The organism is Caulobacter sp. ErkDOM-C (assembly GCF_048541825.1).
In the GTDB taxonomy this organism is placed as follows: Bacteria; Pseudomonadota; Alphaproteobacteria; order Caulobacterales; family Caulobacteraceae; genus Caulobacter.
In genome coordinates, this window is record NZ_CP183332.1 from 1,855,551 (window position 1) to 1,873,599 (window position 18,049).

Annotated in this window: 21 protein-coding genes and 1 tRNA gene; 8 read left to right on the plus strand and 14 right to left on the minus strand. The window is 64.7% G+C overall.

Annotation, left to right across the window (positions count from 1 at the left end; genetic code table 11):
- Positions 1 to 103: 103 nt before the first annotated feature.
- Positions 104 to 547 carry a hypothetical protein gene (locus tag ACN2C8_RS09080; RefSeq protein WP_419255596.1) on the minus strand — a complete coding sequence of 148 codons (444 nt, stop codon included), beginning with the start codon at positions 545 to 547 and terminating at the stop codon, positions 104 to 106.
- 95 nt (positions 548 to 642) lie between these two features.
- Between ACN2C8_RS09080 and ACN2C8_RS09085 the strand changes: the two genes are divergently transcribed.
- On the plus strand, positions 643 to 2,637 hold the full coding sequence (locus ACN2C8_RS09085; RefSeq protein ID WP_419255597.1) for a class I poly(R)-hydroxyalkanoic acid synthase: 1,995 nt from the start codon (positions 643 to 645) through the stop codon (positions 2,635 to 2,637).
- A gap of 70 nt (positions 2,638 to 2,707) precedes the next feature.
- Entirely contained in the window at positions 2,708 to 3,322 is a 615-nt protein-coding gene (locus ACN2C8_RS09090; protein WP_419255598.1) for a DUF1287 domain-containing protein, read from the plus strand.
- A 17-nt stretch (positions 3,323 to 3,339) separates the two neighbouring features.
- Here ACN2C8_RS09090 and argC read toward each other — a convergent pair whose 3' ends face one another.
- From argC to rplM, 3 genes are all read right to left on the minus strand, one after another.
- On the minus strand, positions 3,340 to 4,287 hold the full coding sequence (gene argC / locus ACN2C8_RS09095; RefSeq protein ID WP_419255599.1) for an N-acetyl-gamma-glutamyl-phosphate reductase: 948 nt from the start codon (positions 4,285 to 4,287) through the stop codon (positions 3,340 to 3,342).
- A 143-nt stretch (positions 4,288 to 4,430) separates the two neighbouring features.
- Positions 4,431 to 4,904: a 30S ribosomal protein S9 gene (gene rpsI / locus ACN2C8_RS09100; protein ID WP_099445853.1), complete on the minus strand. Its 474-nt coding sequence runs from the start codon at positions 4,902 to 4,904 to the stop codon at positions 4,431 to 4,433.
- Between the two features lie 3 nt (positions 4,905 to 4,907).
- A complete protein-coding gene (rplM, locus tag ACN2C8_RS09105; protein ID WP_035047832.1) occupies positions 4,908 to 5,381 on the minus strand; it encodes a 50S ribosomal protein L13 in 474 nt (157 codons plus the stop codon).
- A gap of 234 nt (positions 5,382 to 5,615) precedes the next feature.
- Here rplM and ACN2C8_RS09110 point away from each other — a divergent pair, with 234 nt between their 5' ends.
- Positions 5,616 to 7,019: an alkaline phosphatase PhoX gene (locus ACN2C8_RS09110; protein WP_419255600.1), complete on the plus strand. Its 1,404-nt coding sequence runs from the start codon at positions 5,616 to 5,618 to the stop codon at positions 7,017 to 7,019.
- Here ACN2C8_RS09110 and ACN2C8_RS09115 read toward each other — a convergent pair.
- Complete coding sequence (locus tag ACN2C8_RS09115) at positions 7,016 to 8,047, minus strand: COX15/CtaA family protein (RefSeq protein WP_419255601.1); 1,032 nt, start codon at positions 8,045 to 8,047, stop codon at positions 7,016 to 7,018. The two genes, ACN2C8_RS09110 and ACN2C8_RS09115, sit on opposite strands and share 4 nt — an antisense overlap.
- Positions 8,048 to 8,193: 146 nt before the next feature.
- Between ACN2C8_RS09115 and ACN2C8_RS09120 the strand changes: the two genes are divergently transcribed.
- Together ACN2C8_RS09120 and ACN2C8_RS09125 are read left to right on the plus strand one after the other, a co-directional pair.
- The gene (locus tag ACN2C8_RS09120; protein WP_419255602.1) at positions 8,194 to 8,448 is read left to right on the plus strand and encodes a GlsB/YeaQ/YmgE family stress response membrane protein; all 255 of its coding nucleotides are present in this window, start codon (positions 8,194 to 8,196) and stop codon (positions 8,446 to 8,448) included.
- Positions 8,445 to 8,690: a DUF2842 domain-containing protein gene (locus ACN2C8_RS09125; protein ID WP_419255603.1), complete on the plus strand. Its 246-nt coding sequence runs from the start codon at positions 8,445 to 8,447 to the stop codon at positions 8,688 to 8,690. The genes ACN2C8_RS09120 and ACN2C8_RS09125 overlap by 4 nt, the downstream gene beginning before the upstream one ends.
- A gap of 71 nt (positions 8,691 to 8,761) precedes the next feature.
- Here the strand turns inward: ACN2C8_RS09125 and ACN2C8_RS09130 are convergent.
- From ACN2C8_RS09130 to ACN2C8_RS09160, 7 genes are all read right to left on the minus strand, one after another.
- Positions 8,762 to 8,838 (minus strand) — tRNA-Pro (locus ACN2C8_RS09130).
- A gap of 72 nt (positions 8,839 to 8,910) precedes the next feature.
- Positions 8,911 to 9,339, minus strand: a complete 429-nt coding sequence (locus tag ACN2C8_RS09135) for a MerR family transcriptional regulator (protein WP_419255604.1) — start codon at positions 9,337 to 9,339, stop codon at positions 8,911 to 8,913.
- 11 nt (positions 9,340 to 9,350) lie between these two features.
- Positions 9,351 to 9,653, minus strand: coding sequence for an integration host factor subunit alpha (locus tag ACN2C8_RS09140; RefSeq protein WP_062146827.1), 303 nt, complete (start codon positions 9,651 to 9,653; stop codon positions 9,351 to 9,353).
- A gap of 198 nt (positions 9,654 to 9,851) precedes the next feature.
- Complete coding sequence (locus ACN2C8_RS09145) at positions 9,852 to 10,829, minus strand: beta-ketoacyl-ACP synthase III (RefSeq protein WP_419255605.1); 978 nt, start codon at positions 10,827 to 10,829, stop codon at positions 9,852 to 9,854.
- Positions 10,826 to 11,911, minus strand: coding sequence for a phosphate acyltransferase PlsX (gene plsX / locus ACN2C8_RS09150; protein ID WP_419255606.1), 1,086 nt, complete (start codon positions 11,909 to 11,911; stop codon positions 10,826 to 10,828). Before plsX ends, ACN2C8_RS09145 begins: the two co-directional genes overlap by 4 nt.
- 65 nt (positions 11,912 to 11,976) lie before the next feature.
- A complete protein-coding gene (locus tag ACN2C8_RS09155) occupies positions 11,977 to 12,516 on the minus strand; it encodes a YceD family protein (protein ID WP_419255607.1) in 540 nt (179 codons plus the stop codon).
- On the minus strand, positions 12,501 to 13,031 hold the full coding sequence (locus ACN2C8_RS09160) for a ubiquinol-cytochrome C chaperone family protein (RefSeq protein ID WP_419255608.1): 531 nt from the start codon (positions 13,029 to 13,031) through the stop codon (positions 12,501 to 12,503). Before ACN2C8_RS09160 ends, ACN2C8_RS09155 begins: the two co-directional genes overlap by 16 nt.
- A 121-nt stretch (positions 13,032 to 13,152) precedes the next feature.
- Between ACN2C8_RS09160 and ACN2C8_RS09165 the strand changes: the two genes are divergently transcribed.
- From ACN2C8_RS09165 to ACN2C8_RS09175, 3 genes are all read left to right on the plus strand, one after another.
- Positions 13,153 to 13,641, plus strand: a complete 489-nt coding sequence (locus ACN2C8_RS09165) for an outer membrane protein assembly factor BamE (protein WP_419255609.1) — start codon at positions 13,153 to 13,155, stop codon at positions 13,639 to 13,641.
- A gap of 261 nt (positions 13,642 to 13,902) precedes the next feature.
- Entirely contained in the window at positions 13,903 to 14,439 is a 537-nt protein-coding gene (locus ACN2C8_RS09170) for a response regulator (RefSeq protein WP_419255610.1), read from the plus strand.
- 242 nt (positions 14,440 to 14,681) lie between these two features.
- Positions 14,682 to 15,047: a hypothetical protein gene (locus ACN2C8_RS09175; RefSeq protein WP_419255611.1), complete on the plus strand. Its 366-nt coding sequence runs from the start codon at positions 14,682 to 14,684 to the stop codon at positions 15,045 to 15,047.
- Between the two features lie 78 nt (positions 15,048 to 15,125).
- Here the strand turns inward: ACN2C8_RS09175 and ACN2C8_RS09180 are convergent, their stop codons facing one another.
- The gene (locus tag ACN2C8_RS09180; RefSeq protein ID WP_419255612.1) at positions 15,126 to 17,267 is read right to left on the minus strand and encodes a sodium-translocating pyrophosphatase; all 2,142 of its coding nucleotides are present in this window, start codon (positions 17,265 to 17,267) and stop codon (positions 15,126 to 15,128) included.
- 241 nt (positions 17,268 to 17,508) lie between these two features.
- Entirely contained in the window at positions 17,509 to 18,021 is a 513-nt protein-coding gene (locus ACN2C8_RS09185) for a hypothetical protein (protein ID WP_419255613.1), read from the minus strand.
- Positions 18,022 to 18,049: the final 28 nt, after the last annotated feature.

Here is an 18,049-nt window from a genome sequence, read left to right on the forward strand (position 1 = left end):
CTCTATGCGCCGCTCCGGCGCTTTGGGAGCAAAAGTCGGGCATGGATAGACCCCGATCGGGGCCTCGCCAAGCCAGTTCAAGGAAGATTATGCCTTCGCCGGCCTATTTGGGCTGCGACGAAGGCGCGCTAGCTCGGCCACGCGCCGCCGCTGCGAAGGCTTCGGTCTCGGCGCGGTCGGCATCGGTAGGCGCGCCAAAATCGGGCGCCTTGGCGGCCGCGCGCGCGCGGGCGGCGTAGCCCTCAGTGTCGGTCAGCTTGAAGGTTTCCGGCGCTGCGTCGCGACGCAGCTTGGCGGCGGCGCGCTGTTCGGCCTCCACCACAGCCTTGATGCGGGCCGGTCCGCGCACATCGGTGGGGACGGCGGGGATGTCGGCGAAGGACGGACGACGGCCCTTGTGGCGCGCAGCGGCGCGCGTCGCCTCGGCGATCGGCGAAGACGGATCGACCTTGGCAGCCTTGAACGGCGAGGCGCAGCCCGACACGGTCAGAGCCGTGAGACCGATAAGCACGCCGAGCCGTGCGATTTTGCCTGTTGCGCCGTTCATCTTGTCTCCGATCTTATGCGATGATCGCGACGAACAAAAGGCCGCGCGCGTCGGCAAGCTGACGAGACGGTAGAAAAGAAGCGGGAAGAACCAGCATGGTTACGGCGAAAACACCCCCAAAGCCGCGCAAGGCCGCTGCTTCCAAGGCGAAAACGACCTCTCCCAAGCCCAAGGCTATCGCCAAGCCTCCAGTCCCGCCGCCCGAACAACCGCCGCTTCAGGAAGCGCCCAGGCCGCAAGCCGAATCGGCCCGAGCCCACGCGGCTTCTCCAATCGCGCCATCGATGCCCGGTTTGGATGCGATGATGTCACCCGATCAGCGTCAGATGCTGGAGACACTGTCGGCCAATCTGGCCCGCGCCGCGGTGACCGCCCAGGGCGCCATCGCCGAAGCCGCCCTGCGCCAGGCCGATCGTCCAGCCGCGCTGAATGCCGACCCGTTCCACGTCGCCCCGGCCATGAACGAGGTGATGTCCGGCCTGGCCGCCCAGCCCGACCGCATGCTGCGCGCCCAGGCCGATCTTTTTGGTCGCTATATGGAGCTTTGGCAGTCGGCCGCCCGTCGCGCCGCTGGCGAAGACACCAAGCCCGTCGTGACCCCTGCCAGCGGCGACAAGCGGTTCAACGACCCCGACTGGGCGTCCAACCCCATGTTCGACATGATGAAGCAGTCCTACCTGCTGACCTCGAACTGGCTGAACGGCCTGGTGTCCGGGGTCGAGGGCGTCGATCCGGCTTCGAAGCGTCGGGTTGAATTCTTCACCAAGATGCTGACCGACGCCTTCTCACCGTCGAACTTCCTGATCTCCAACCCCGCCGCCCTGCGCGAGGTGATGCAAACCAATGGCGAGAGCCTGGTGAGGGGCATGGAGAATTTTGCCGCCGACCTGGATCGCGGCGGCGGTCAGCTGGCCATCAGCCAGACCGACCTGGAGAAGTTCAAGGTCGGTGAGAACGTCGCCACAGCCCCGGGCAAGGTGGTCTACCAGAACGACATCCTGCAGCTGCTGCAGTTCGATCCGACCACGGAGCAGGTACACGAGATCCCCCTGCTGATCTTCCCGCCGTGGATCAACAAGTTCTACATCATGGACCTGCGGGCCGAGAATTCGATGATCCGCTGGCTGACCGGCCAGGGCTTCACGGTGTTCGTGACCTCGTGGGTCAATCCCGACGCCAAACTGGCTGCCAAGACCTTCGAGGACTACATGCTGGAGGGCATCTATGACGCCACCCAGCAGGTCATGACCCAGACCGGAGTCGATAGGGTCAACACCGTCGGTTACTGCATCGGCGGCACCCTGCTGTCCTGCGCCCTGGCCCACATGGCCGCCAGGGGCGACAAGCGGATCAATTCGGCGACGTTCTTTGCGGCCCAGCAGGACTTCGCCGAGGCTGGCGACCTGTTGCTGTTCACCAACGAGGAATGGCTGCAGTCGATCGAGCAGCAGATGGACGCGACGGGCGGCTTCCTGCCCAGCCAGTCGATGGCAGACACCTTCAACGCCCTGCGCGGCAACGACCTGATCTGGTCGTTCTTCATCAGCAATTATCTGATGGGCAAGGAGCCCCGCCCCTTTGACCTGCTGTTCTGGAACGCCGACCAGACCCGCATGCCCAAGTCGCTGCACATGTTCTATCTGCGCAACTTCTACAAGGACAACGCCCTGACCAGCGGCGCCCTGACGTTGGGCGGTGAAAAGCTGGACCTGTCCAAGGTGGGGATCCCGATCTATGTCCAGTCGTCCAAGGACGACCACATCGCCCCCTACCGCAGCATCTATCGCGGCGCGCGAGCTTTTGGCGGACCGGTGACCTTCACCATGGCCGGCTCAGGCCACATAGCCGGCGTGATCAATCACCCCGACGCCAAGAAGTACCAGCACTGGACCAATGACACCCTGCCCGGCTCGGTCGAGGCCTGGATCTCGGGCGCACTGGAGCATCCGGGCTCGTGGTGGCCGCACTGGGCTGAGTGGCTGCGCGCCAAGTCCGGCCCGCTGGTCCCGGCCCGCGACCCGGCCAAGGGCAAGCTCAAGCCGATCGAGGACGCTCCCGGCAGCTATGTGCGGGTGCGATCCGACACCTGATCGTTGATAATACACTCACTGGACGGCGTTCGCCCAAAACTCGCCAGGATTGCAGTAGAGCTTCCCCGCCATGCTCGCGATCAGCCGCCGTACGACCCTGGGAATGATTCTCGCCGCGCCGGCGTTTGGCGCGGCGGCGGCGACGCGCGACGGCAGGGATCTGGCCATGGCGGCGCGCGAGCAGATCGGGGTGACCAAGGCCTATGACGCCAGCTATCGGGCTATCGCCTATCCGCTAGGCGACGTGCTGCGCACGACCGGCGTCTGCGCTGACGTGCTGGTCCGCGCAGCCCGCGACGCCTGGCAGATCGACCTGCAGCAGCGGGTCCACGAGGACATGGTTCGAAACTTCGACGCCTACCCCTCGCGCAGAACCTGGGGCCTTAAGAGGCCGGATTCCAATATCGATCACCGTCGGGTGCTGAACCTGGAAACCTATCTGCAGCGCCAGGGCGCCCTGCTGAGCCGAACAACGCGACGAGCGGCAGGCGATAGCTTCGACGAACCTCGCCCGGGTGACATCCTCACCTGGCGGGTATGGGGCGAGCGCCCTCACCTCGGCATCGTGGCGCGCGGCCCCGACAGCGCGCGTGTGGTGCACAATATCGGCGTCGGAACCAAGGAGGAGCCGCTATGGATGTTCAAGCTCCACGCGGCCGTGGCGCACTATCGCTGGCGAGGCTGAGCAGTCGCGGCGACGGCCTACAGACCCGCAGCCTCGTGCAGGCCCAGCGCCAGGTTGAGATTCTGCACCGCTGCGCCAGACGCGCCCTTGCCCAGATTGTCGAGCAGGGCCACCAGACGGGCCTGGCCACTGGTGTCGGAACCGAAGACGAAGATCTTCAGGCGATTGGTGCCATTCAGGCCTTCCGGATCCAGCGTGGTCATCGCCTTGGCCTCGTCCAGCGACGCGACCTGGACGAACTGTTCGCCCCGGTAGTGGGCCGCGTAGGCGGCGTGGATGTCATGCAGGCAGCGGCCGTCTTCCAGCGTCGCCAGGTGCAGCGGCAGCTCCACCAGCATGCCCTGGGCGTATCGGCCCACGGCGGGGGTGAAGATCGGCCGGGTCAGCAGTCCGCCGTGCTTCTGGATCTCGGGCACATGCTTGTGCGACAGGCCCATGGCATAGATCCGGTAAGGAACCTGGGTGTAGTTCGGCGCGGCTTCGTCCTCGAACTCGGCGATCATGGCCTTGCCGCCGCCGGTGTAGCCGGAGACGGCGTTGAACGAGATCGGCAGGTCGGCGGGCAGGATGCCGGCCGAGACCAGCGGCCGGGTCAGGGCGATGGCGCCGGTGGCGTAACAACCAGGGTTGGAAATCCGCTTCGCGGCGGCAATCTTGCCGCGCTGCTCGCGGTCGAGCTCCGCGAAGCCGTAGGTCCAGTCCCCCACCGTGCGATAGGCCGTCGAGGCGTCGATCACCTTCACCGACGAGTTGTCGATCAGGGCGACCGCCTCCTTGGAAGCCTCATCGGGCAGGCACAGGATAACGGCGTCGGCGCTGTTGAGCATCTCCGCCCGCGCGGCCGGGTCCTTGCGCTTGTCGGGATCGATCGAGATCAGCTGAAGATCGGTGCGGCCGACCAGACGCTCGCGGATCTGCAGACCCGTGGTGCCCGCTTCGCCATCGATGAAGACCCTGGGCGTCATGCTGACTTCCGATCCAGACAAAAAGCATTGACGCGTGACGGGCGCCGAAACCGGCATCCACTTTCGGCTGTCACGCTAAGCAACAAAGAAAAAGGGCGCTCCGGTTTCCCGAAGCGCCCTTTTCCAAACGCAGTGAACCGCGTTTAGCGCTTCGAGAACTGGAAGCTACGACGGGCCTTGGCCTTGCCGTACTTCTTGCGCTCGACCACGCGGCTGTCGCGCGTCAGGAAGCCGTGCGGCTTCAGGACGGGACGCAGCGAGGGTTCATAGTAGGTCAGGGCCTTGGACAGGCCGTGGCGCACGGCGCCGGCCTGGCCCGAGAGGCCCGAACCTTCAACGGTGACGACGACGTCGAACTGGCCCAGGCGGTCGGTGACCTGCAGGGGCTGAGCGATCATCATGCGCAGAACCGGACGCGCGAAGTAAACTTCCTGGTCGCGGCCGTTGATGGTGATGGTGCCCTTGCCGGGCTTGATCCAGACGCGAGCGATCGCGTTCTTGCGCTTGCCGGTCGCATAGGCGCGGCCCTGGGCGTCGATCTTCTGGACGGCCGGAGCGGCCGCTTCGGGGTTGCTGGACAGGCTGGCCAGCGCGTCAAAGCCTTGAGCTTCGGACATGACTTAGGCGCTCCGGGTGTTTTTGGCGTTGCGCGCAGCGAAATCGATCGCTTCCGGGCTCTGCGCTTGGTGCGGGTGCTCACCGTTGTTGTAGATGAGCAGGTGCGTCAGCTGCTTGCGGGCCAAGGGGCTTTCCTTGGGCAGCATGCGCTCGACGGCCTTTTCGAGGACGCGTTCCGGGAAGCGGCCTTCCAGCAGCTTGCGCGGGGTGGTCGACTTGACGCCGCCCGGGTGACCGGTGTGGCGATAGTAGATCTTGTCGTCCATCTTCTTGCCGGTGAACTTCACCTTGTCGGCGTTGATCACGACGACGAAGTCGCCACAGTCAACGTTGGGGGTGTAGTCGGGACGATGCTTGCCGCGAAGACGCATGGCGATGAACGTCGCCAGACGACCGACAACGGCGTCTTGGGCGTCGACCACGATCCACTTCTTCTCGACCTCGGCAGGCTTCAGAGAAGCCGTGGTCTTTTGCATGGGATTGATCCGTATTCCTTGTGCGTCAGGAGCCAAAGGAAACGGCCCCGTCTGCGTGAGGGCCGGCAGGTACAGGAGGGTTTGCCAGCTGTCAACAATGCGCACGCAAGAAACTCGACAAACCCTTACAGCACAAGGGTTTGCACGATGCGGTATTATAATACCTCGCCATGGGGCGTCATAGCAGCGTCATGCAAGGCGGGCATAGGGCAGTCATATCCTGGAGCCCTTGCCATGACCTTCTCGCGTCGCGCCTTTATCGCCTCGGCGGCCACCAGCCTGGCCTTCACCGGCTTCAGCGCACGGGCCCAGGACGGTGAAACGCCTAGCCACGCCTACATCAATGAAGTCGAGGGCTATGGGCCGCTTCTGCCGGACCCCAAGGGCATGCTGGAACTGCCTTCGGGCTTTTCCTATCGCGTGATCAGCCAGGCCGGTGAAACCATGGCCGACGGGTTCCTTGTGCCCGGCGCCTTTGACGGCATGGGCTGTTTCGACGTTGGCGACGGCAAGGTCGCCCTGGTCCGCAACCACGAACTGGGTCCGCGCGCCTTCGACTACGGCGCCTTTGGCCTTGGCGGCCGTCTGGCCGACCGCCTGCCCAAGGATCGGTCCTACGACTTCAGCGACACGGGTTTGCCGCTGCCGGGCGGCACGACCACGATGATCTACGACCTCAAGAGCGGCCAGACCGTCAGCCAGCACCTCAGCCTGGCCGGCACGGCGGTCAATTGCGCCGGCGGCGTCACGCCCTGGGGGTCATGGCTGACCTGCGAGGAAACCACCCTCACCGCCGGCCTCGAGATCGGCAAGGATCATGGCTATGTCTTTGAAGTGCCGCACGCGGCCAAGGGCCTGGTCGATCCCAACCCGCTGAAGGCCATGGGCCGCTTCAAGCACGAGGCTGCCTGCATCGATCCGCGCACCGGCGTCGTCTACATGACCGAGGATCTGCCGGACGGACTGTTCTATCGCTTCCTGCCCAATGACCGCCGCAACCTCGCCTCGGGTGGCCGTCTGCAGGTGCTGGGCTTCGTCGGCGTGACGGAAGACGCCGACACCCGCAATCAGGAGGGCGAAGACAATATCAAACAGGGCGCATGGAAGGACGCGCGCTGGATCGATATCGACGGCGTCGACAACCCCTATGACGATCTGCGCCTGCGTGGTCACGCCAAGGGCGCGGCCTTCTTCGCGCGGGGCGAAGGCCTTTGGTGGGGTCAGGGCGAACTCTATTTCACCGCCACCTCGGGCGGCGCGGCCGGCGCGGGCCAGATCTTCCGCTATGTGCCCAGCGCCCAGGAGGGCCAAGCCGGCGAGGCCGATCAGCCCGGTCGCCTGCAGCTGTTCGTCGAGAGCAAGAACGAGAGCGTCCTGGACTACGCCGACAACATCACGATCTCGCCGCTCGGCCACATCCTGGTCTGTGAAGACCGCTACTCGGACGTGAAGCCCAATCACATCAAGGGCGTAACCCCGGCCGGCAAGGTCTATACCCTGGCTCGCAACGCCTTCCGGGGTAACGCGGAGTTTGCCGGCGCGTGCTTCTCGCCCGACGGCCAGACCCTGTTCGTCAACGTACAGTGGCCGGGCATCACCCTGGCCATCACCGGCCCCTGGGCTACCCTGAAGGCCTAGGGCCGCCTTACGCGCCAGGCAAAGGCGGTGGCGACGGCCAGCAACACCGCCGCGCCGGCCTGGTGCAGCACGCCCAGCGACAGCGGCACGTGAACCATCAACGTCCAAACGCCCAGGCCCGCTTGCATCGTGACGACAATGGCGACCGCAAGGCCCGCCGCCTTGGCCTGAGCCGGCAGGCGGCGCGCGCGGTATGCCATCACACCCACCGCGATGCCTGCCGCAAACAGGGCGTAGGCGACCAGCCGGTGGTGAAGCTGCACCGCCCCCTGACTGTGGGCCAACGTGCCCCAGAAACCTTTGCCGAAATACTGGTCGGGCAGAAACGCACCGTTCATCAGCGGCCAGTCGTTGTAGACAAGCCCCGCATCATTGCCGGCCACCAGGGCGCCCAGCAGGCTCTGAAAGAAGATAGCGGCCAGCAGCGCCAGGGCCCAACCGCGCCAGGGTGAACGCTCCTCGACGCGGGGGGTGCCGGCCCAGGCGTCCAGCGCCGTCCAGTTCAGCATGACGAACAGCGCCAGGGCCAGGCCCAGGTGGGTCATCAGGCGCTCGGGCGCGACCGAGACCCGTTCGGACAGGCCGCTGGACACCATCCACCAACCCACCAGGCCCTGAAGTCCGCCCAGAAGCAGCATCACCGCGCAGCGCCAGATCAGGCGGCGCGGGATCATCCCGCGGATCAGAAAGAAGGCGAACGGGATGGCGAACGCCGCGCCAACCAGCCGGCCCAGAAACCGATGCCCCCACTCCCACCAAAAGATGGTCTTGTAGGCCTCCAGCGTCATGCCGGCATTGACCAGCTTGTACTGGGGGATTTCCTTGTAGAGCGCGAAATTGGCCTGCCAGGCGGCGTCCGACATCGGCGGCAGCGCGCCCATGATCGGTTTCCACTCCGTGATCGACAGGCCCGAATCGGTGAGGCGCGTCGCGCCGCCGACCACGACCATGCAGAAGACGAGGGCCGCCACGACAAACAGCCAGATGGCGACGGGGCGGGAACGGTCGGAACGCAGGAATGACGTCATGTTACCAGACAAAGCGACTATTCTGGGCCGAAATGCGACCGGCCGACCCGTACTCCCGTCGCGGCCAGCCGTCCATGACCGATGACGCTTAAGGGACTTTCGTGCGAGGATGCGGCGCGGACATCCGGTCCAGCGTGGAGGACCTGATGAGCGGTGTTGGAGTGTTCGCCACGGCGTTGATCGGCATCTTCGCCGGCTGGTTCGCCGACCTCGTGCTGGGGCGACGCCACTCGTTGTTCGTCAAGTTGCTGATCGGCGTGATCGGCGCCTTTATCGGCGTGTTCATCGCCCAACGCCTCGCCCTGCCCTTCAACGGATTCTGGGGCGGCCTGATCGTCGCCAGCGTCGGGGCCACGATGTTTCTGGCCGTTCTTGGCCTTGTTTTCCGGAGATCCGCGTGAGTGCTCACCCTGTTTCGCCCCGTCCCATCATCCCAGCCCGGGTGCGGAAACTGATCGGCGGCCTGGGCATCATGGCCTTCCTGGCAGCCTATGTCGCCATCGCCGCCACTCTGTATGACTACCTGCCCGACAACCGCGCGGTGCACCTGCTATACTTCGCTGTCGTGGGCCTGGTGTGGGGCCTGCCGCTGATGCCGCTGATGTCGTGGATGGGCAAGGCGGACAAGCCGGTGACGCGCTGAGCCCGCCCAAACCGAAAAAGGCCGCCCCGTAGGGCGGCCTTTCCGTTCTTCCGTTTATTCCCTTGCGGAAATGGTCGGAGCGACAGGATTTGAACCTGCGACCCCTTGACCCCCAGTCAAGTGCGCTACCAGGCTGCGCCACGCTCCGACGGAAGAGGCGCTCTTATAGGCGCCGCTCCGGGGCTCTGCAACCGGTATTCCAGGTGAATTTCGAAGCGCCCTAAGGACGCCTCAAAAGGTGGTCAAGACGGGCCTTGACCACCTCGAGATCGCCTAGCGCAAAGGTCAGCCGGTCGCGGGCCTCGTCAACCCGTTCGAAGCTCTGCGAGGGTTCGCTGGCACAGGCGGCGCCGGGCTCCAGCATGGCCGAACCATTGGAGCCTAGGCCGGCGGCGATCACATGGGGCAGGCCCTGGTCGCGATGCAGCTTCTGAACGCCCTTGATGGTCAGGCCTTCGCCGTGCAGCAGCACGCGCACGCCGTTCAACACGGCAATGTCCTGAGGACGATAGAACCGCCGCCCGCCCGCCCGCTTCATGGGGCGTATGAAAGAGAACTTGGTTTCCCAGAACCGCAAGACATGCTGCGGCACGCCCAGCTCTTCAGCGGCTTCGGAGATCGTGCGGAAGGCGTTGGGTCCCTTCGCCACCGCGTGCGTGCCTAGCCGCCGAGGGCGCGGTCGATGCGCGCCTTCATGACCTGCGAGGCGCGGAAACCGATCACCCGACGGGGTTCGATCTCGGCCGGTTCGCCGGTCTTCGGATTGCGGCCCATGCGAGCCCGCTTGTCGCGGACCTGGAAGACGCCGAAACCCGACAGCTTGACGGTTTCGCCGCCCTCAAGCGCCTCGGCCACCAGGTCAAGCGTACGCTCGACCAGACCGGCGCAATCCTGCCGGGTCAGACCCACTTCTTCGTGGACCGCCTCGCAGAGGTCGGCCCGGGTCAATGTCGCGCCCTTCATGACGCCCCCTACGCGCTTTGGCGGGTCCCTGAAGGACTGCGCCAGATTGAAAACACTTGGTCCACTCAAACGAAGGTCGCCGACTTCACTCAGCGAACGCTGACGTTTAGCCTCGCCTGCATGCCGTGATTATCGCATGAAGTCAAAGCCTCAAGGCCGAGACTTCACACTCGCCCGCAAGCAGCGCGCCGGCGCTCGTCAGAGTCGCAAAAGGCAAGCGCCCCAGGTCAAACCACCACCCATGGCTTCCAGCAACAGCAGTTGCCCCGGCTTGATGCGGCCGTCGGCGACGCCATGAGCGAAGGCCAGGGGGATTGAAGCCGCCGAGGTGTTGGCGTGAATAGCCACGGTGGAAATGACCTTGTCCTCGTCCAGGCCCACCCGGTGGGCCACGCCCTGCAGAATCCGCTGGTTGGCCTGATGTGGGATGAACCAGTCGACATCGGCGATCTCGACCCCGGCCGAGCTGGCCGCCGCGCGGATGGCTTCCGAAATATTGATCACGGCGTGCTTGAAGACCTGGTTGCCCAGCATCCGCAGCTTGCCGACCGTGCCCGTGGTCGATGGTCCGCCATCGACGAACAGCAGGTCCTGCTTGGTTCCGTCGGCGCGCAAGGCAAAGCTCAGCAGGCCCTGATCGGCCGTGGTCCCCTGCCCTTCGCGCGGCTCCAGCACCACGGCGCCGGCGCCATCGCCAAACAGCACGCAGGTGCCACGGTCGGACCAGTCCATGAGCCGGGTCATGGTCTCTGCGCCGATGACCAGCGCGCATTTGGAGTGACCACGGGCCACGAAGCCGTCGGCGACGCTCAGCGCATAGATGAAGCCCGAGCAGACGGCCTGGATGTCGAAGGCGATGCCGACCGGCGCGCCCAGCTTGCGCTGCACGATCGTGGCGGTGGCCGGAAAGGTCAGGTCGGGCGTCGTGGTGGCAACGATGATCAGATCGACATCCGCTGCGGTCTTGCCGGCCGCTTCCAGCGCCGATTTGGCGGCCTCGAGCGCGAGGTCTGACACGGCCTGATCTTCGGCGGCCTGGTGGCGCTGGCGGATACCGGTGCGTTCGACGATCCACTCATCGCTGGTGTCGACGAACTTGGACAGGTCATCATTGGTGACGATCTTGGGCGGCAGATAGGCGCCGATCCCGGTGACCGCGCTGCGGACAACGCTCACTCACTTACTCCATCACGCTTGGCGTCGACGGGACTGGCCTCGCCCTCAACGCAGCCTGGGATCGCCGACGCGGTCAGGCTCTTCAAATTTCGCTCGATCTCTGCCGAGAAATCGCTGCGCGCCAGATCGGTAGCGACACGGATGGCCGAGAAGAAGCCGCTGGCGTCCGCTCCGCCGTGGCTCTTGACCACAATGCCGTTCAAGCCGAGCAGCGGCGCTCCATTCACCCGACCCGGATCCAGCCGCTGCTTCATCTTGCCCAGCGCGCTCGAGGCGATCAGCGCACCGAGCATAGCCAGCGGGGATGAGGTCAGGGTCGTCTTGATCTCGTTCGAGAAAAACCGCGCCAAACCTTCGGCGGTCTTCAGGGCGACATTGCCGGTGAAACCGTCGGTGACAACGACATCGACGGTGCCGTAGGCGATGTCATTGCCCTCGACGAAACCTTGATAGTCGAAGTCCAGCTTGGTCTCACGGAGGATGGCGTGCGCCTCCCGCACTTCCTCATGACCTTTCTGGTCTTCCGAGCCGACGTTGAGCAGGCCAACGGTCGGCCGCTTTGAGCCGTGAACGGCGTGGTGGTAGGCCGCTCCCATGATCGCGAACTCGACCAGCTGGGCTGCGTCGCTTTCGACATTGGCGCCGACGTCCAGGACGGTCGTCACGCCCTTCATGTTGGGCCAGTTGGCCACGATGGCCGGGCGCTCAAGTCCGGCGCCCATGCGCAGGATCAGCTTGGAAATCGCCATCAGGGCGCCGGTATTGCCGGCCGAGACGCAGGCCTGAGCCTCGCCGGCGCGCAGCGATTCGACGGCGTTCCACAGGCTAGAGCCCTTGCCCCGGCGCATGGCCTGGGCGGGCTTTTCGTCCATGGCGATGGACTTGTCGGTGTGACGGACCTCGCTGACGGCCCTGGCCGCCGGCGACTTGGCCAGTTCGGCGTTCAGCCTGGTTTCGTCGCCATGCAGCAGGAATCGCACGCCGGGCAGCGCCTGAGCCGCCTTGGCGACCCCCGGAACCACGACGGACGGACCGTGATCGCCGCCCATGGCGTCGATCGAAATGACTATGGTGTTGGACACGTTGGCGCTTTTAGCTCCTGGGACGCTCGCATGAGTATCACGCAAGCGGGGCGAGTCGGACCGCTTTAGTCCGAATCGCCCTGGGGTTTGAACGCCTTGAGCGCGGCGAAGGGCGAGATTTCCGCCGTCGGGAGCGGGTTCTCGAACACCGCGCCCGGCTTGCGGGGGAAGGGATCCAGCTCAAGCGCCAGATGCTCCAGCACATAGCCGGACACGTCGATCACATCGCCCTCCAGCACATCCGGCGGGTCGTCGGCCTCGGGGTCCAGCCCAAGCTCGCCGCCTTCTTCGGACGGCGCGTGCTCGCTGTCAGCGGGGATCACGTGGACCGTGAACCGCGCCTCGATGGCTTCCTCGAAGTCGTCGGCTGTCACACTGCAAACCTGGATCACCCGGGCGCTCAGGCGCCCCGAGACCTCGGCGCCATCCATCCAGGAGGTCAGATAGACCTCGGACGAGAACGCCTCCAGGCGCACCAGACCCAGTTGCTTGGCGATGGCCTTGCGCTGATCGGCGTCTGGCTCAAAGCGCAGGCTGATGTCGCCGCGGTCGACGCGGGCCAACGGAACCTCACAGGGCCAGGGCGTATTCACGGGTTCGGCCATTGCGCCTCTCCTTGCAGCAGAGCGTCCAACGACAGGGTCGCCAAACCTTCGCGCGCTGCGACCACATAGGCCGTTAGTGCTTCGGCGTCGCCCTCGCCGCGCTCTTCCAGAACCGTGCGGCCGATCATTTCGCCCAGAGCGGTGCGATCCGGCAGCGAGGCGGCGGCCTCGTCGAACGCCTTCAAGCGACCATAGAAAGCGCCGGCCAGCTTCTTCATCTTCTTGCCGACGGCGTTATCCGAAACGCCAATCTCGCGGAAAGCATCGTCCAGACCGCGTACATAGGCATCGAACACGGCCTGGGAGGTTTCAGCGGCCAAATCACCCTGAGCCTTCAAGCGTTCGAGCAAAAGCACGACGTGTAGCGTGAAAAGTTCGAACCGGCCTTCCAGCGAGTCGCGAACGCCCATCGTTGCGTACAGAGGCGCTGAGCGCGCCTGCGTGACGGCCGATGCATACAGCTTGGCCCCGGCGGCCTTGGCGGGCCTGGGTTTCAGCAGCCGATCCAAAATCATTCAACGCCTCTATTTCGCCGCGACCCGGAACTAGATGAGCTACCGGTCCACGCGGGCCATTGAACTAAGCCCCTGCGGGCGATAGGTCAAAGTCCAGCATTTTTCCGGTTCCGGAGCCTACATGTTTCGTCCCGCCGTTTTTGTCGCCGCCGCCCTCGGCCTGTCCGCCGTTATGGCCGGCTGCACACCGCTGACGAGCTATTCCGGCTTCCAGGCCATCGAGGCCCGCCCGGCCGACATGAAGGTCGGCGAGGACAGCAAATCCACGCTGATGGAGAAGCTGGGCTCGCCCTCGACCATTTCAACCTTCGATCCGAACACCTGGTACTATGTGTCCCAGACCACGGACCGGGTAGCTTTCTACATGCCGCGCGTGATCAAGCGCGACGTCATCGCCATCAAGTTCGACCCGGCCGACGAAAAGGTCGCCTCGGTCAATACCTTCACGCTGAAGGACGGCAAGGTCATCGCCTATAACGGCCGGGAGACCCCGACCCGCGGTCGCGAAATGACCATCCTTGAGCAGTTGCTCGGAAACGTCGGTCGTGGCGGCATGCTGCCCCAGGACGATCAGAATGTTCCCGGCAGCCGCCCCGGCGACCGCCGCTAAGCGTCACAGCACCGCCGATATTCAGAAGGCCGCGCCCTTGCAGAGTGCGGCCTTTTTTCGCGCATCACGACAGTCTGCAAATTCAATCTACCCTCGCGACAGATCTCTGCCAGGAGATTTAAAGTCAAAGCGCGCTCATGACGGTTTCATGAACTCAGATTGCGCCCTGAAACACTTCATAAACCAGAGCTGGCGCACCTTCATCGCTAGGGACATCAGGGTCCAACGCATTCATATTGCTGGGTGATTGGAGAGGGTTGAGTGAACGGGATGAACCTCAGTTCGTTGTCCGTGCTCATTGTCGACGACAACTCGAACATGCGCAAAATCATGGGCGCGATCCTGAAATCCTTTGGCATCCGCGCTATTCACGAAGCCGAGGATGGCCTTCAGGCGCTTCGCCTTCTGACCGGCCGGGAAGTCGATATCATTTTCACGGATTTGATGATGCAGCCGGTCGATGGCCTGGCTTTCATCAGGTGGATCCGGACATCCCCCGCCAGCCCAAGCCCCTATATTCCAATCGTGATGATCACAGGCCACGCCACCAAGCGCAGCCTTGACGCCGCTCGCATGGCCGGGGTCACCGAGTTCCTCGCCAAGCCGCTGAATGCGCGCGGGGTGATGCACCGCCTCAACGAGGTGATCAACAACCCCCGCCCCTTCGTTCGCGTGGGCGCCTATTTCGGCCCCTGCCGCCGTCGCCGGATCGACCACGAGTTCGCTGGCCAGGAACGGCGCTTGGCGGCTGGTGAGGCCGGCGAAGGGGACGAGTTCGATCCCGAGGACGTCTACTAGGGCGCCAGCCGGCAAAGTGCGTTCCGGTTCGTTGCCGAAATAGCGCGCCCCAACAAGCCTTGAGCAAACGACACTATCCAATCCTGGCGGCCTTTGCCTTAGGCGATCGGCGTGATGGGAATGGATCGCGACGGATGAACTCCACATAACGAGCGGCTCCGGGAACATTCAGACGGAGGGTGGCTTTATGACTGGATCAGATCGCACTCCCCGGCGATCGCCCGTTTCGAAAGGTTCTCCCCATGAAACGCCTCCTGCTTTCCCTCTCAGCCCTGGCCATCGTTTCGGCGGCTCCACTGGCCGCCCAGGCCGCGCCTTGGCAGTCGGTCAACCAGCGCCAGGCCAATCTGGACCGCCGCATCGACCAAGGTGTCCGTAGCGGCGAGATCACCCGCTCGGAAGCCCAGCGCCTGCGCGGCGAGTTTCGCAGCCTTGGTCGCCTGGAGATCCGGTACCGTCGCAGCGGCGGCGGCCTGTCGATGCAGGAACGCCGCGACCTGGACATCCGCTTCGACCGCCTGAGTCAGCGCATCTATGTCCAGAAGCACGACCGCCAGGATCGTGACCATCACGGCCGTGATGGTCACTATGACGGCCGCCGCGGCTAAGCCTGCCTGCAGGCAAAAAACAGAAAACGCCCCGGAGATCACTCTCCGGGGCCTCGTCTTGTCTACGGTATCAGTGGATCAGACGCCGTGGGCCAGGATCGCCAGCAGCAGCAGCGCCACGATGTTGGTGATCTTGATCATCGGGTTCACGGCGGGACCCGAGGTGTCCTTGTAGGGGTCCCCGACGGTGTCGCCGGTGACGGCGGCCTTGTGAGCCTCCGAACCCTTGGTGTGCAGGACGCCGTCCTTGTCGGTGAAGCCTTCCTCGATCACCTTCTTGGCGTTGTCCCAGGCGCCGCCGCCGCTGGTCATCGAGATGGCGACGAACAGGCCGGTGACGATCACGCCCATCAGCATGGCGCCCAGCGAGGCAAAGGCGTTGACCTTGCCGGCGATGGCCTGGATCGCGAAGAACAGCACCACCGGTGAAACCACCGGCAGCAGGCTGGGCACGATCATTTCGCGGATCGCGGCCTTGGTCAGAATGTCGACCGCCTTGCCGTACTCGGGCTTGACCTCATAGGTCATGATACCCGGGTTTTCGCGGAACTGGCGACGAACCTCGGCGACGACGGCCTCGGCGGCACGCCCCACAGCGGTCATCGACATGCCGCCGAACAGGAAGGGCAGCAGCCCCCCGAACAGCAGGCCCACGACGACATAGGGGTTGGACAGGTCGAAGGTCACCGGACCCATGCCCTCGAAGAAGCTGCCCGGCGCGGCATTGGCCGAGAAGTACTTCAGGTCTTCGGTATAGGCGGCGAACAGCACCAGAGCGCCAAGGCCGGCCGAACCGATGGCGTAGCCCTTGGTGACGGCCTTGGTGGTGTTGCCCACGGCGTCGAGGGCATCGGTGGTGACGCGGACTTCCTTGGGCAGGCCGGCCATTTCGGCGATGCCGCCGGCGTTGTCGGTGACCGGACCAAAGGCGTCCAGGGCGACAATGAAGCCGGCCAGAGACAGCATGGTGGTGGTGGCGATGGCGATGCCGAACAGGCCCGCCAGATTATAGGTCACGATAATGCCGACGATGATGGTCAGGGCCGGCAGGGCCGTGGACTCCAGCGACATGGCCAGACCCTGGATCACGTTGGTGCCGTGACCCGAGACGCTGGCCTGAGCCACCGACTTCACCGGGCGGAAATTGGTCCCGGTGTAGTACTCGGTGATCATCACGATCAGGGCGGTGACGCCCAGACCGGCCAGGCCGCAATAGAACAGGGCGTTGGCGTCAAAGGTCTGCTCGCCGACGGTGACGGCGGCCGGGACCAGTTGGTGGATCACGTACCAGACGGCCGGGATCGACAGCAGGCCGGTGACGATGAGGCCCTTGTAGAGGGCGCCCATGATGTTCTGGCTCTTGCCCAGGCGGACAAAGAACACGCCGATGATCGAGGTGACGATGCAGACCGCACAGATGGCCAGCGGCAGCAGCATCATCGCCGTCACCGCTTCGGTGCCGCGGAAGAAGATCGCCGCCAGGACCATGGTGGCGACGGTGGTCACCGCATAGGTTTCGAACAGGTCGGCGGCCATGCCGGCGCAGTCGCCGACATTGTCGCCAACGTTGTCGGCGATGGTTGCGGCGTTGCGGGGATCATCTTCCGGGATGCCGGCCTCAACCTTGCCCACCAGATCGCCGCCCACGTCGGCGCCCTTGGTGAAGATGCCGCCACCCAGGCGGGCGAAGATCGAGATCAGGCTGGCGCCGAAGCCCAGCGAAACGAGCGAATCGACCACAACCCGGTCAGTACCGGCGTAACCGCCGGGGCCGGTGAGCAGGGCGAAGTAGCCCGCCACGCCGATCAGGGCAAAGCCGGCCACCAGCATGCCGGTGACAGCGCCGGAGGTAAAGGCCATCGACAGACCCTTGGCCAGGCTCTCGGACGCGGCCTGGGCGGTGCGCACATTGGCGCGGACCGAGATCAGCATACCGGCGAAGCCGGCGGCGCCCGACAGGATGGCGCCCAGGGCGAAGCCGACGGGCTGCTCCCAGGATTTGAAGAAGAAGGTCAGCAGGGCGATGACCACGACGCCGACCAGGGCGATGGTGGTGTACTGGCGCTTCAGATAGGCCTGAGCACCTTCCTGGATCGCAGCAGCGATCTCCTGCATCTTTGCATTGCCGGCCGAGGCCCGCATCAAGCTGGCCGTCTGCACGGCGCCATACAGCACCGCCAGCAGCCCGGCCGCTATGGCCAGTATAAGCCAAGAACTCATCCGTATATTGTCCCTTCGCGCTTCCAATCACGAGGGGTACGCCGATCCGGTTTGGACGCCCTGATCATGATCAAGATGTCGTTCGGATAGACGGGTGGGCCTTATGGCCTCGTGCCCCCTCGATGCTCCCTGAATTGACGCGCACAGCACGCCAAGGCCTGGACAGTGCCAAATGGCACAAGGGTACGCAACCCGTGGCCGTGCGCGCCACAGGGTAGATGAAACGATTGTTCGACGCGGACTAGTGGTGGGCGGCTGCCGGAGCGGAATGACCGCCCGACGCCGGCGCCGCAGCGCGCCGGGGACCGGAAGGATGCGAGATCTGCTTGCGCGCGATCTGCTTGGTGATCTCGACCGAAGCCACCTTGCCCTTGCCGACCAGGGTCGCGGCCTCGCGCATCACGACAGCCTTGAACTTGACGGTGTCGACCTCGTTATAGGTGTCGGACGCCGTAAACGGCGTCCGGTGGGCGGCCTTGACGACGGCGTCGCGAAGCAGCGGCTCCTGCCCTTCCATCGCGGTCACAGGGACGGTCGGAGCCATCTTCAGTGTCATATTGACGAAGATGTAGTTCAGCAGCTTGCCATCGACGATGATCGGAATTGCGATGGGCTGAAGCTTGATCGTCGGATCCGGCGCGGCCTCCTCGCCTTCCTTCTTTTTCGGCGGCCCACTGGCCAAGGCGGGATTCGCCACGACCAGCAGGGCGGTGGCGATCAGGAGGCGGCGCGTGAGGGCGGAACGAGCGATCATGCGCCGACCATACCCACCAAGGCTTGAG